The 13,647-nt window shown below is 71.9% G+C and carries 12 protein-coding genes; 6 read left to right on the forward strand and 6 right to left on the reverse strand.

What is annotated here, in order from left to right; translation table 11 throughout:
• Positions 1–87: 87 nt before the first annotated feature.
• On the forward strand, positions 88–591 hold the full coding sequence (locus ABZ721_RS03395; RefSeq protein ID WP_358786860.1) for a nuclear transport factor 2 family protein: 504 nt from the start codon (positions 88–90) through the stop codon (positions 589–591).
• 105 nt (positions 592–696) lie between these two features.
• Here ABZ721_RS03395 and ABZ721_RS03400 read toward each other — a convergent pair whose 3' ends face one another.
• Positions 697–1,329: an LAETG motif-containing sortase-dependent surface protein gene (locus ABZ721_RS03400; RefSeq protein WP_358786989.1), complete on the reverse strand. Its 633-nt coding sequence runs from the start codon at positions 1,327–1,329 to the stop codon at positions 697–699.
• Positions 1,330–1,515: 186 nt separating this feature from the next.
• Positions 1,516–2,913 carry an NADP-dependent succinic semialdehyde dehydrogenase gene (locus ABZ721_RS03405; protein ID WP_358786861.1) on the reverse strand — a complete coding sequence of 466 codons (1,398 nt, stop codon included), beginning with the start codon at positions 2,911–2,913 and terminating at the stop codon, positions 1,516–1,518.
• 145 nt (positions 2,914–3,058) lie between these two features.
• Here ABZ721_RS03405 and ABZ721_RS03410 point away from each other — a divergent pair, with 145 nt between their 5' ends.
• From ABZ721_RS03410 to ABZ721_RS03420, 3 genes are all read left to right on the forward strand, one after another.
• The gene (locus ABZ721_RS03410; RefSeq protein WP_358786862.1) at positions 3,059–4,108 is read left to right on the forward strand and encodes an MsnO8 family LLM class oxidoreductase; all 1,050 of its coding nucleotides are present in this window, start codon (positions 3,059–3,061) and stop codon (positions 4,106–4,108) included.
• A gap of 10 nt (positions 4,109–4,118) precedes the next feature.
• Complete coding sequence (locus tag ABZ721_RS03415) at positions 4,119–4,979, forward strand: MBL fold metallo-hydrolase (RefSeq protein WP_358786863.1); 861 nt, start codon at positions 4,119–4,121, stop codon at positions 4,977–4,979.
• A 118-nt stretch (positions 4,980–5,097) separates the two neighbouring features.
• The gene (locus tag ABZ721_RS03420; RefSeq protein ID WP_358786864.1) at positions 5,098–6,147 is read left to right on the forward strand and encodes a phosphatidylinositol-specific phospholipase C domain-containing protein; all 1,050 of its coding nucleotides are present in this window, start codon (positions 5,098–5,100) and stop codon (positions 6,145–6,147) included.
• Here ABZ721_RS03420 and ABZ721_RS03425 read toward each other — a convergent pair.
• Positions 6,075–7,748 (reverse strand): MFS transporter, encoded by a 1,674-nt coding sequence (locus ABZ721_RS03425; protein WP_358786865.1) that lies wholly within the window; start codon positions 7,746–7,748, stop codon positions 6,075–6,077. The genes ABZ721_RS03420 and ABZ721_RS03425 overlap by 73 nt on opposite strands.
• A gap of 214 nt (positions 7,749–7,962) precedes the next feature.
• Between ABZ721_RS03425 and ABZ721_RS03430 the strand changes: the two genes are divergently transcribed.
• Positions 7,963–8,934, forward strand: a complete 972-nt coding sequence (locus ABZ721_RS03430; RefSeq protein WP_358786866.1) for a TetR/AcrR family transcriptional regulator C-terminal domain-containing protein — start codon at positions 7,963–7,965, stop codon at positions 8,932–8,934.
• Between the two features lie 309 nt (positions 8,935–9,243).
• A complete protein-coding gene (locus tag ABZ721_RS03435) occupies positions 9,244–12,138 on the forward strand; it encodes a discoidin domain-containing protein (protein WP_358786867.1) in 2,895 nt (964 codons plus the stop codon).
• Positions 12,139–12,225: 87 nt separating this feature from the next.
• On the opposite strand, the gene ABZ721_RS03440 is transcribed toward ABZ721_RS03435, so the two are convergent.
• The 3 genes from ABZ721_RS03440 to ABZ721_RS03450 all read right to left on the reverse strand — a co-directional run bounded on the left by ABZ721_RS03440 (position 12,226) and on the right by ABZ721_RS03450 (position 13,380).
• Positions 12,226–12,672 (reverse strand): ATP-binding protein, encoded by a 447-nt coding sequence (locus ABZ721_RS03440; protein ID WP_358786868.1) that lies wholly within the window; start codon positions 12,670–12,672, stop codon positions 12,226–12,228.
• 28 nt (positions 12,673–12,700) lie between these two features.
• Complete coding sequence (locus ABZ721_RS03445; protein WP_358786869.1) at positions 12,701–13,078, reverse strand: YkvA family protein; 378 nt, start codon at positions 13,076–13,078, stop codon at positions 12,701–12,703.
• Between the two features lie 116 nt (positions 13,079–13,194).
• Entirely contained in the window at positions 13,195–13,380 is a 186-nt protein-coding gene (locus ABZ721_RS03450; protein WP_277437228.1) for a hypothetical protein, read from the reverse strand.
• Between the last annotated feature and the right edge of the window lie 267 nt (positions 13,381–13,647).

A 13,647-nucleotide genomic window follows, 5' to 3' on the forward strand; every position in this document is an offset into this window, starting at 1 on the left:
CCCTTGACTTCTCTCACGGCCCGTGCGATCCATGGCGGTTCCGACCGCCCAACGGCCCCGCGGGGGCCGCGAAGTACCGGGAGCCGCATGCTGACGCTCACCGAAATCTCCGACCGGCTGGAGATACAGGACCTGATGGTCGACTACTGCCACGCCGTCGACACCCGGCAATGGGACCTGCTCGACGAGGTGTTCGCCGCGGGCGCCGTCATCGACTACGCCGCGACCGGCGGGCCGCGCGGCACCCTCCCGGAGATCAAGGAGTTCCTCGGCTCCGTGATGGGGCGGTTCCCCGCCTACCAGCACCTCCTGGGCAACGCCTCGATCCGTCTCGACGGCGACACCGCGACCGGCCGCACGATGTGCCAGAACCCGCTGGTCCTGCCCGGCGGGGAGGGCGCGGCGGACGGCGGGGTGCTGCACTGCGGCATGTGGTACATCGACACGTTCGTCCGGGTCGCCGGGATCTGGCGGATCGCCGAGCGGCTGCAGGAGAAGTCGTACATGCACTTCGCCCCGAGTGCCCCGAGCGCACCGAGCGCACCGGGCGCTTCCCGCACACCGGGCGCCGGCGGCCGGCCGAAGGGCTGAACCCTGGACCCGGGGCAACGGGAAGGGCCCGCACCCCTGGCCCAGCCAGGAGTACGGGCCCTTCGACGCGCTACGGGGATACCGTCCGCGAGGGGATCCGGTGGATCAGCTGTGCGACGAGCGGCGCTTGCGGTTCATGAAGAGCAGACCCGCACCGGCGGCCACGACGGCCGCGGCGATGCCGCCGATGATCGGCGTGGAGCTGGAGCCACCGGTCTCGGCCAGGTTGGCCGGCGGGGTCGACTGGCTCGGCGCGACGACGGGGGCGCTGGGCGTCACCGTGGTGGCCGGGGTGGTCGGCGTGGTGGCCGGCGTGGTCGACTTCGAGGGCGCCGGGGTGGTGGGCTTGGTGGTGACGGGCGGCTTCTCCTCGTCGCCCTTGCAGGGCGCGACCGTCTTGGTCTCGTCCTTGTCGAAGTTGTGCTTGGCGCTGGTGTCGCCCGCCTTGACGACGAGGTGCACGGCGACGTCCTTGCCGTGCTTCGGCAGGTCCAGCACCGTGTGGTACTTGGCCTTGAAGGTCGTGGTGGCCAGCAGGTCCTTGCCGTCCACGGTGATGGTGACGGTGTTCTCGACCCGGCTGTTGTACTGCGTCAGGTCGACGGTGACCTTGTCGCAGGTGACCGACCAGACCGGCGTGTGCGCCGATGCCGGAGTGGCGAGAACGCCCGTGCCGGCGACTGCCGCGAAAGCGGCAACGGCTATCGCACCGGTACGAACCCGGCCGCGGTGCTTCATCTGCATGAATCCTCCATGAACAACGCTGTGCGGCAGCCCCGTTCAGCCGCGCATGTACGAGACGCGGACCCTACACCCGCCCCTCCCGTGCCCCTACACCGCCCCTGGCGTCCCGGCCGCACCCGCTCAGCAGTGACCCCCGGCGCCTCAGGGGCACCGGGGGTCACGGACGGGACCGGCGAATCGTCAGGAAGCGGCGCTGTGCCAGACCGTGGTGGTGTTGCAGAACTCGCGGATGCCGTGCCCGGACAACTCGCGCCCGTAGCCGGAGCGCTTCACCCCGCCGAAGGGCATCGCCGGATGGGAGGCGGTCATGCCGTTGAAGAAGACGCCGCCCGCCTCCATGTCCCGCACGAAGCGCTCCTGCTCGGCCTCGTCGCGGGTCCAGACGTTGGAGCTGAGGCCGAAGGGCGTGTCGTTGGCCAGCCGCACGGCCTCGTCGAGGTCCGCCACCTTGTAGAGGGTGGCCACCGGCCCGAACGCCTCCTCGTGGTGGATCCGCATCCGCTCGGTGACACCCGCCAGCACCGTCGGCTCGTAGAACCAGCCCGCCCGCTGCGCGGAGGGCCGCTGCCCGCCGCAGAGCGCCGTGGCGCCGAGCTTCTCGGCGTCGGTGACGAGTTCCTCCAGGTCGGCCCGGCCCTGCTCGGTGGCGAGCGGCCCGACGTCGGTGGACTCCTCCAGCGGATCGCCGACCCGCAGCGCCGCCATCGCCTCGGTGAAGAGCGCGGCGAACTCGTCGTACACGTCCGCGTGCACGATGAAGCGCTTGGCCGCGATGCAGGACTGCCCGTTGTTCTGCACCCGGGCGGTGACGGCGGTCTTCGCGGCCCGCGCGATGTCGGCGGACGGCATGACCACGTACGGGTCGCTGCCGCCGAGCTCCAGGACGGTGTGCTTGACGACGTCGCCCGCGATCGCGGCCACCGAGCGGCCGGCCGGCTCGCTGCCGGTCAGCGTCGCCGCGACCACCCGGTCGTCGCGCAGGATCTCCTCGATGGCGCCGGAGCCGACCAGCAGCGTCTGGAAGCACCCCTCGGGGAACCCCGCCCGGCGGAACAGGTCGCCCAGGTACAGGGCGGTCTGCGGGACGTTCGAGGCGTGCTTGAGGAGCCCGGTGTTGCCCGCCATCAGGGCGGGTGCGGCGAACCGGACCACCTGCCAGAGCGGGAAGTTCCACGGCATGACGGCCAGCACCACGCCCAGCGGCCGGAAGCGCACGAAGGCGCGGGCGCCGCCCGAGTCCTCGACGTCGGCCTGCTGCGGGTGCTCGTCGGCGAGCAGGCCCTCGGCGCGGTCCGCGTACCAGCGCATGGCCTTGGCGCACTTGGCGGCCTCGGCGCGGGCGGCGGCGAGCGTCTTGCCCATCTCGGTGGTCATGGTGCGGGCGATGTCCTCGCCCTCCTCCTCCAGCAGCGCGGCCGCCCGGCGCATCAGCTCCGCGCGCTCGCTGAAGGGGGTGGTGCGGTACTCGCGGAAGGTCGCGTGGGCGCGGGCGAGCTTCTCCTCGATCCCGGCGGCGTCGAGCGCCTCGAACGTCCTGAGCGTCTCGCCCGTCGCCGGGTTCACGGTCGCGATCGGCACGGCAATGCCTCCTGGGGGCTCGGCTGTCCTGATCGTTTGCCCTATTTTCGCGCAGGAACCCGTAATTCTCGCGGCGGAACCCGCATTCGGACACCGATAGCACGCCATCCGGGGCCGGACGGCGCAATCCCGCCGGGAATCACCCGTGATCCACAGCGTTGAACCGAAGGTGACACCAGCACTGCGAGGGATCCCGCTGTCCGTCCTGGACCGGTCGCGCACCCGCCAGGGCCAGAGCCATGCCCAGGCGCTGCGGGAGACCGTCCGCTTCGCCCGGCAGGCCGAGGCGCTCGGCTACCGCCGCTTCTGGGTCTCGGAGCACCACAGCGTGCCCGGGGTGGCCGGTTCCGCGCCCACGGTGCTGGCGGCCGCCGTCGCGGCCGCCACCTCCCGGATCCGGGTCGGCACCGGCGGGGTGATGCTGCCCAACCACCGGCCACTGGTGGTGGCGGAGCAGTTCGGGGTCCTGGAGGCGCTCTTCCCCGGCCGGATCGACATGGGCCTGGGCCGGTCGGTCGGGTTCACCGACGGCATCCGGCGGGCGCTCGGGCGGGACAAGGAGGCGGCCGAGGACTTCGGGGCGCAGCTGGCGGAGCTGCTGGGCTGGTTCACCGGCGACCAGCGGGTGCACCCCGAGGTGCACGCCTGGCCCGCCGAGGGCCTGCGGCCGCCCGCGTTCGTGCTGGCCACGGGTTCCGGGGCCGAGCACGCGGCGGCGCTGGGGCTGCCGCTGGTGATCGGGGCCGTCCGCGGCGAGGACCCGATGCTGCGGGCCGTCGAGCGGTACCGGGCGGGCTTCCGCGCCTCCGCCTGGTCGACGGAGCCCTACATCGTGGTCTCCGCCGGCGCCGCGGCCGCCGCGACGCCGCGGGACGCCCGCCGGCTGCTGCTGTCCGAGGCCTGGTCGAGCGCGTACTCCCGCACCCACGGTGCCTTCCCGCCGCTCCTGCCGACGGCGGAGGTGGAGGCCCTGGAGATGACCGAGCGGGAGCGCGGCTACTTCGACGCGGCGCTGGAGGGCCAGATCCACGGCACGGGGGACGAGGTCGCGGCGGAGCTCGGCGCCCTCGTGGGCCGGACCGGCGCCGACGAGGTCATGCTGACCACGAGCACCTTCGACCGGGCCGAACTCCTCGGCTCCTTCAGCCGGCTGGCCGCGGCGGCGGGTATCGGCGCTCCGGCGGACGCCCTGTAGCGTCGCCCCCATGACGGAGTTCAACGGGCCGGCCGGGCCGGGAGACCTCGACGTGCGGTGGCACGCCGGCTGGCCGTCGGCGAAGCACGACCCCGCGCCGGAGATCCAGGTGCACGCGTACGACGCGGACACGCTGATCCTGCGGCAGAACATGTCGGTGCACTTCGAGGCGCCGTTCGTGTTCCTGTTCCTCGGCGCGGACCGCGCCCTGCTGCTGGACACCGGGGCCACCGCGGACGAGCGGCACTTCCCGCTGCGCGCGACGGTCGACGCGGCGATCGAGGAGCGGCTCGCCCGCCGTCCCCGCCCCGGCTACGAGCTGCTGGTCGCCCACACCCACGGGCACAGCGACCACATCGCGGCCGACGGCCAGTTCGCCGGCCGCCCGGACACCACCGTGGTGGGTCCGGGGCTGGCGGAGGTCACCGCGTTCTTCGGCCTGGAGCGGTGGCCGGAGGGCACCGCGGAGCTGGATCTGGGCGGCGGCCGGATCCTGGACGTGATCCCGGGCCCCGGCCACCACGCGGCGGCCGTCGTCCTGTACGACCGGGCCACCGGTCTGCTGCTGACCGGCGACACCTTCTACCCGGGCATGCTCTACGTCCAGGACACCGCCGCGTTCACCGCGACCGTCGACCGGCTGCTCGACTTCTGCGCCGGCCGCCCGGTGACCCACATCCTCGGGTGCCACATCGAGATGACCACCACGCCCGGCGAGGCGTATCCGCGCGGCACGACCTACCAGCCGGACGAGCCGCCGCTGCAGTTGGGCGTCGACCGGCTGGCGGCGCTGCGCAAGGCGCTCACGGAGACCGGCGGGCGCCCGGGTGCGCACATCTTTGACAACTTCATCGTGGACATCACGGGTTAGCGACGCCCGCGTTGTCCAACGGCACCGAACAGTTCACCCACCGTCGTCCCGCGATCACCCCGTGGTGGTGCAGCCGCCTTAACCTGCTTCCCACTTGCTCTCAACGGGAGGCCGGCTCATGCGCATGTTCGGACGCACCTCGGCAGCGGCGGCACTCGCCGCGGCGGCGGCACTGACCCTTCTCGTCCCGACCGGATCGCAGGCGGCGGGCACCGACGCCCTCCCCTACTCCGGCAGCACGGGCGTGGGGGTGCACAACGCGTACGACAAGGCCAAGTACCCCTACTTCGCCGACGCGCTGGACTCCGGCGCGGCGCTGCTGGAACTGGACGTCTGGACCAACGGGCTGGGCGGCTCGAAGTTCCGCGTCGCGCACGACAACCCCTTCGGCAACAACAACAACTGCGAGAACGCCGCCGACGCCTCCCAGTTGCGCGTCAAGCCCGTCAACCAGAGCTTCGAGGGGTGCCTGGCCGACATCAGGGCCTGGAGCGACGCGCACCCCGGGCACGCCCCGGTGCTGCTCAAGGTGGAGATGAAGGACGGCTTCAACGACAAGGGCGGCCTGGGCCCCGACGAGTTCGACACCCTGGTGGGCAACAAGCTCGGCAGCGCCCTGTACCGCCCGGCGGACCTGGTGGGCGGACGCGGCACCCTCGACGCGGCGGCGCTCGCCAACGCCTGGCCGACGCGGGCGGCGCTGGCGGGCAAGTTCCTCGTCGAGCTGATCCCCGGCACCGTCGAGGAGAGCAACCCCTTCGACAGCCTGTGGACCGACAAGGAGTACGCGACCCGGCTGCGGAACCTCGCCGCCGCCGGAACGCTGCCCCAGGCCACCGCCTTCCCCGCCGTGCACGGCGCGGCGGCGCCCGACCCCCGCACCTCGCGGTACCCGGACGCCACGCTCCGGCCCTGGTTCGTGTTCTTCGACGGTGACGCCGCGGCCTACGTCGACGGCGGCATCGACACCGCCTGGTACGACACCCGGCACTACATCGTGGTGATGACCGACGTGAACAAGGTGGCGCCCGCCATCGACGGCACGCACCCGACCGCGGCCGAGGCGTCGGCCAAGGCCGCGCAGGTGGCGGCGCGTCACGGCAGTCTGGTGACCGCCGACTGGTACGCGCTGCCGTCCGTGCTCTCCTCGGTGTACCCGCGCGGCTGACGCAGCCCGCCCACCGGCGCCGCCGGGTCCGCCGGATCCGTCGCGCCGGTGGGCGCCGCCGCCGGCACGTCCCGCAGCGCGTACAGCGCGAGGGCGGCCGCCGCCGCGCACACCACCGCGGCGCCGACGGCGGCGGCGTGCAACCCGTCAACGAACGCCTCGCGCGCCGCGTGGAGTACCGCGTCGCCGGTCCGGCCGGGCAGCCGCGCGGCCACCGCCTGGGCGCTGCCCAGCGTCTCGCGCACGGCGTGCAGGTCGTCGGGCGACAGCCCCGGCGGCAGGGTGTCCGTGACGTCCCGGCGGTAGACGGCGTTGCCGATGCTGCCCAGCACGGCCATGCCGAGCGCGCCGCCGAGTTCGGTGGCCGACTCCAGCAGCGCCGAGGCGGCGCCCGCCCGCTCGGGCGGCGCCACCCCGATCACCATCTCGGTGACCAGCGCCATCACCAGGACCAGCCCGCAGGCGTAGCCGCTCGACGCGACCAGCACCCACCACAGCGGCGAGTCCGTCCCCACCAGGGTCAGGGCGCAGAACCCGGCGGCGGCCAGCAGGAACCCGCCGCACATGATGGAGGCCCGGTTGACGCCGCGCCCGGCGAGCCCCGGCGCCAGCGGGGCGGTCGCGCCGACCACGAAGGACGGCACCAGTGCCCACAGGGCGGCCCGCAGCGGGCTCATGCCGAGCACCGACTGCAGGTGGCTGGTGAGGAAGATGGCGAAGCCCACGGTGGCGAACATGGCCAGGACGTTCACCGCGAGGGAGCCGCTGAAGGCGCGGCTGCGGAACAGCGTGAGGTCGATCAGCGGATCGGGCCGGCGGCGCTGCCTGCGGACGAAGACCCAGCCGAGCAGCAGGCCCGCGACGACGGCCAGCACCGGCACGAGCGCGTAGCCGTCCCGGGCCAGTTCCTTGATGCCGTAGATGACCGGCAGCAGGGTGCCCATCGACAGCACCGCGCTCGGCAGGTCGAAGCGGCCGGGGCGCGGGTGCTTGAACTCCGGCAGCAGCAGCGGCGCCAGGACCAGCAGCAGGACCATCGCCGGGATGTTGATCAGGAAGACCGAGCCCCACCAGAAGTGCTCCAGCAGCAGGCCGCTGAGCACCGGCCCGACGGCGATGCCGCCCGCCATGGCCCCCGACCAGATGCCGACGGCCGTCGCGCGCTGCCGCGCGTCCTGGAACAGGTTGCGGATGAGCGCGAGGGTCGAGGGCATCAGGGTCGCGCCGCCGATGCCGAGCAGCGCGCGGGCCGCGATGAGCGCCTCCGCGCTGGGCGAGTACGCGGCGAGCAGGGACGCCGCACCGAACGCGGTGGCGCCCATCAGCAGCAGTTTGCGGCGGCCGATCCGGTCGCCGAGCGAGCCCATCGTGATGAGCAGCCCGGCCAGCACGAAGCCGTAGATGTCGAAGATCCACAGCTGTTGGGTGCCGGACGGCTCCAGCTCGCGGCTGATGAACGGGACGGCGAAGTACAGCACCGAGACGTCCATCGAGACCAGGAGAAGGGGCAGGATCAGAACGCCGAAGCCGACCCATTCGCGGCGTCCGGCCCGGGGTCCGCCGGGCTCGGGAGCGGTCGTCCCCGGTGGTGATGCTGTCATCGGCTGTGCCTCCCCGTCATGTTGCGTACGCTGTATTGAAAACACCGTACACGCCCATCATGGCAGCGCAACAACCCTTGTAAAGAAGGGAAACGGCGGCTATGCGCACTAGTTCACATGCCTAGTGCGGTCGATCGGCGGGACCTCCCGGCCAACCGCCCTGCTAGCCTCGGTTCCGCCGGTGCACTAGTACACGACGACGAGGGAGACGCCCGTGACCCCGTCCGCCGCCGCGGGACCGCCCTACGTCCGGATCGTCGACGAGATCCGGCGCCGGATCGCGGCGGGCGAACTGGCCGCGGGCGAGCGGGTGCCCTCGACCCGGGGGATCACCCGGGAGTTCGGCGTCGCGATGGCGACCGCCACCAAGGTCCTGACGGCCCTGCGCCAGGAGGGCCTGGTCCAGGTCCTGCCCGGCATCGGCACGGTGGTCGCGGAGCCCGGCCCCCGCCCGGCACGGACCCGTGAGCCGGCGCGCGAACAGATCCGCGTACGGACTCGCGCACAGACCGGCGAACAGACCCGTGAGCCGGCCCGCGAGCTGACGCGCGAGCGGATCGTCCTCACGGCGATCGGGATCGCCGACCGCGAGGGGCTGGCGGCGGTGTCCATGCGCCGGATCGCCGCCGAACTCGGCGTGGCGGCGATGGCGCTCTACCGCCATGTGCCGGGCAAGGACGAACTCGTCGTGCTGATGGCCGACGAGGCGGCCGGCCGGGGCGAGTTGCCCGAGCCGGGGCCGTCGGACTGGCGGGAGCGGCTGGAGCAGGGCACCCGCCTGCAGTGGCGGATGTACCGCCGCCACCCGTGGCTGGCGCCGGTGATGTCGATGACCAGGCCGCCGCTGGTGCCCAACGCGATGGCGATCGTCGAGTGGTCCGTGCGCGCCCTCGACCACCTCGATCCCGCCGACATGCTCCACGTGGCGGTCACGATGGTGAACTACGCCCGGGGCACCGCGGTGAACCTGGAGGCCGAGGCGGAGGCCGAGCACTCCACCGGGATCACCAGCGCGCAGTACCTGAACGCCAACGAGACGGCGATGCAGGCCATCGTGTCGTCGGGCCGGTTCCCGATGTACTCCACCGTCGCCGGACGGCACGACCTGGAGATCGACCTCGACACGATCTTCGAGTTCGGGCTGGGCCGCCTGCTCGACGGCATCGAGGTCTTCGTCTCCCGGTAGCGCGCCGACCCACCGCCGCTCCCCACCCGCCGCCGCGACCCTCGCCCGCCGCCCTCGCCGGCGGCCGCGCCATGGCGCCGATCACCACCCCGTCTCCCCGGTGACACCCCTCAACACCCCTTTGTGCCACCGCTCAAGCTCTTCCTTGCATTTGATCGTCGCAATATTGCGCAGACTTATGGACTTGCTGCAGGAGGGCTCGTAGTCTCTCCCACGCCCGGCCGAAACCCCCGCGACACACGCCCGCAGCGCGACCGCAATGTGCGCCGTTCGCCCCCCACCTTCGACCTGCAAGGACGTGCCTCTGTGATGCATGCACCCCCCAGCCCCCGCCTCCGGCGCAGTACCACCGCGATCGTCTCCCTCGTCGTCAGCGCGGCCGCCGCGCTGACCGGGGTGGGCCTCGCCACCGCGCCCGCCGCCCACGCGGCCGGCGTCCCCGCGCTGTCCCCCCTGAACGTTCCGAACCGCGGCGCCGTGGTGCCGTTCAAGGAGCAGGAGGCGGAGTACGCCGCCACCAACGGCACGGTGATCGGGCCGGACCGGCTCTACGGCAAGCTGCCGTCCGAGGCGCAGGGCCGGCAGGCCGTCACGCTGAACGCGGTCGGGCAGTACGTCGAGTTCACGCTGACGGCGCCGGCGAACGCCATGTCGTTCCGCTACAGCCTGCCGGACACGTCGAACGGCACCGGCCGCGACGCGGCCATCGACCTGCAGGTCAACGGCTCCACGCTGAAGAGCGTGCCGGTGACGTCCAAGTACAGCTGGTACTACGGCGGCTACCCGTTCAACAACAACCCGGGTGACACCAACCCGCACCACTTCTACGACGAGACCCGGACCATGCTGGGCTCGACGCTGCCGGCCGGGACGAAGATCCGGCTGCAGGTCGCGTCGACCGCCGCCTCCCCCACGTTCACCATCGACCTGGCCGACTTCGAGCAGGTCGCGGCCCCGACGGCCAAGCCGGCCGGCGCGCTCGACGTGGTCGCCGACTTCGGCGCGGACCCGACCGGCGCGGTCGACTCGACGGCCAAGTTCCAGGCCGCGGTCAACGCCGGCCAGGCGCAGGGCAAGACCGTATACATCCCGCAGGGCAACTTCACCCTCTACGACCATGTCGTGGTCGACGGGGTCACCCTGGCGGGCGCGGGACCGTGGTACAGCGTGCTCGGCGGGCGTGACCCGGTGAACCGCAACCGTGCCGCCGGCATCTACGGCAAGTACGTGCCCGGCGGCGGCTACACCGGCGGGGTGCGGCCGCACGAGGCCAACGGGCCGAGCAGGAACGTCACCCTCAAGGACTTCGCCATCATCGGCGACATCCGCGAACGCTCGGACGACGACCAGGTCAACGCGCTCGGCGGCGCGATGTCCAACTCCGTGGTCGACAACCTGTGGATCCAGCACACCAAGGTCGGTGCCTGGATGGACGGCCCGATGGACAACTTCACCATCAAGAACAGCCGCATCCTGGACCAGACCGCGGACGGCGTGAACTTCCACACCGGGGTCACCAACTCCACCGTCACCAACACCTTCCTGCGCAACCTCGGTGACGACGGGCTGGCGTCCTGGCCGGAGCGGGTCGCGAACGTCGGCGACTCCTTCACCCACAACACGGTGATCCTGCCGATCCTGGCGAACAACATCGTCACCTACGGCGGCAAGAACTTCACGATCTCCGACAACGTCATGGCGGACACCATCTCCAACGGCGGCGGCCTGCACATCGCCAACCGCTACCCCGGGGTGACCTCGGGGAACGGCACCGCCGTCGCGGGCACCATCACCGCGGCCCGCAACACGCTGATCAGAACGGGCAACAGCGACTTCAACTGGAACTTCGGGGTCGGCGCGATCTGGTTCGACGGTCTGAACGAGGCCATCACCGGCGCGGTCATCAACATCACCGACACCGACATCCTGGACAGCTCCTACGAGGCCATCCAGACGATCGAGGGCGGCGTCACCGGGGTCAACTTCACCAACGTCAACATCGACGGCGCCGGCACCTACGCCATCCAGGCCCAGGTGCAGGCCAACATGAAGTTCACCAACGTCACGGCCAAGCACATCGCCCAGTCCGCCACCCCGATCCACAACTGCGTCGGCGCGAGCTTCGTGATCGTCGACGGCGGCGGGAACTCCGGCTGGAACACCGGCTCCACCTGCACCGGCAACTGGCCCGCCCCGATCTGGACCAACGGCGGCATCCCGTCGGACCCCTCGAACCCGCCGACCACCCCGCCGACCACTCCGCCCACAACGCCGCCCACCACTCCCCCGACCACTCCGCCGACCTGTGTCCCGGGCACCGGCAACCTCGCCCAGGGCAAGCCGGTCACCGCCACCAGCGCCAACGCCGGCTACAGCGCGGCCAACGCCGTCGACGGCAACGCGGGCAGCTACTGGGAGAGCAACAACAGCGCCTTCCCGCAGTCGCTGACCGTGGACCTCTGCGCGGCCACGAGCGTCGACAGCGTGACGTTCAAGCTGCCGCCGGGCTGGGAGTCGCGCTCGCAGAGCATCACGGTCCTCGGCTCCGCCAACGGCACGGACTTCAGCCAGCTGGCCGCGCCGAAGGCGTACGCCTTCGACCCCGGCGCGGCGAACACCGTCACGGCCGGCTTCACCGCCGCGAACGTGCGCTACGTCCGGGTGACCGTCTCGGCCAACACCGGCTGGCCGGCCGCCCAGCTCTCCGAGCTGGAGGTCCGCAGCACCGGGACGACGCCTCCGACGACCCCGCCCACCACTCCCCCGACCACCCCGCCGGCCACCACCAACCTGGCCGCGGGCAAGAACATCAGCGCGACCAGCACCAGTGACGTCTACGCGGCCCGCAACGCCAACGACGGCAACGCCGGCAGCTACTGGGAGAGCGCGGGCAACGCCTTCCCGCAGTCGCTCACCGTCGACCTGGGCGCTTCGACCACGACCGGCCGGATCGTCCTCAAGCTGCCGCCGGCGGCGGCCTGGGCGACCCGCACGCAGACCCTGAGCGTGCTGGGCAGCGCGGACAACTCCTCGTGGAGCACCCTGAAGGGTTCCGCGGGGTACACCTTCAACCCGGCGAGCGGCAACAGCGCGAGCATCACGCTGCCCGCCGGGACCACCACCCGCTACCTGCGGCTGACGTTCACCGCGAACACGGGGTGGCCCGCGGGCCAGCTCTCCGAGTTCGAGGTGTACGCCTCCTGACCGCCGCCTGACCGCGTTCCGATCCACCGCACGCGAGGGGGCCCGGCCGGCATCACGCCGACCGGGCCCCCTCGCGTCGTGTCGTTGTCACTTCGTGTCCCGTGCTCCGTCCACATCCACGTCCAGGCGGGCGGTGACGCGCTTGCCGCCCTCGACGCGCTCGGCGGTGACCTCCCGGCAGAGCCGGTCGACGATCTCCATGCCGTGGCCGCCGATCCGCGCCGGGTCGGGCTCGAACCGGCGGGGCAGCTCGGGGCTGGAGTCCCGGACGGTCACCTCGACGGCGCCGCCGCTGTAGCTCAGCTCCAGCTCGTAGGGGCCCGGCGCGTAGCGTCCCGCGTTGGTCACCAGTTCACTCACCACCAGCAGGACCTCCTGCACGCGCTCCCGCGGTACGGGGGCGGCACGGTCCGCGGTGAGCTGGTCGAGGAACAGGGCGGCAGAGTCCCGCGCGGCGGCGATGGAACCGCCTTCGCCCGAGTATCTGACCGATCGCCGCAGAGGCTCCATCACTGTGGTGAGGACGTCCAGCATGTCGGGTATTCCCCTTCTGCCTCGGCGGTCACGTGCTTGTTCTCTTCGCCCTCTGCCCCACCGGCGCTGATCCATGCGTGGTTTCCCGCGGGGCGGATGCCGCCGGGCCGTCGCCGTCCGGGCCGCCGATGCCCAGGCCCGCCCTGCGGGCCGCGCTCTCCAGGGCCCGTACGGCCAGCCACAGCACCCCGATGTCGTCGATCAGGATCGGGTCGGGCAGCAGGTCCACCGGGCAGACGAGGTAGGCGATGGCTCCCCAGAACATCGCCTTGCCGGTGAGCGGCACGTGGGCGGCAACCAGCAGCCGGCGCACCCGGACCAGGCGCACGGCCAGCCGTACGGCGATGACGAGCATGATCACGACGGCGAGTGCCGCCAGGATCCACAGCAGGGTGGTATTGCTCATCCGGTCCTCCAGTCGGCGCGCCGTCCCGGCGGGTGCGCGGTCCACAAGGGTGTACCCATTGCGGTCGCGCCACTCGCCGGGACCGCCTCAGCGGTTCGTGGAACGCGCCCTCGCGGTCAGCGGCGGCCCCGGCGACGGGCGGGGACGGACCAGCCGGAGCCCAGTCCCGCCAGGTGCAGGGCGACCAGCACCAGCCCCACGAGCTGCAGGCTGCCGGGTGCGAATACGATGTCGGTCGAGGTTTCGGTCGCGTTGATGATGAAGGCGATCGCAAAAACGACAGCCGCGGCGATGGCGAGCATCCGGACTTCCTTCCCAAGCTTTTTCGAGCCCCCCGAACGCGTCGGGAGGTCGATGAAATGGCAACAACTGTTCGGTCAACCCTGCGTCTTGCCCGCCTTTTGCACTTCAACCGCACCAAGTTCGAGGCCTGCCGGGCGCGGGCCCGGATCCGAAGTCCGGCTGGACCCGCCGTTACCGGGTATCAGACGGACAGATCGGCGCCTCGCCGACTCCGTACCGTCCACCGGGCCCTGTCCCGGCGGGCACCGTTCCACCGCGCATGTCCA

This window comes from Streptomyces sp. NPDC006733 (genome assembly GCF_040636125.1).
Lineage (GTDB): Bacteria > Actinomycetota > Actinomycetes > Streptomycetales > Streptomycetaceae > Actinacidiphila.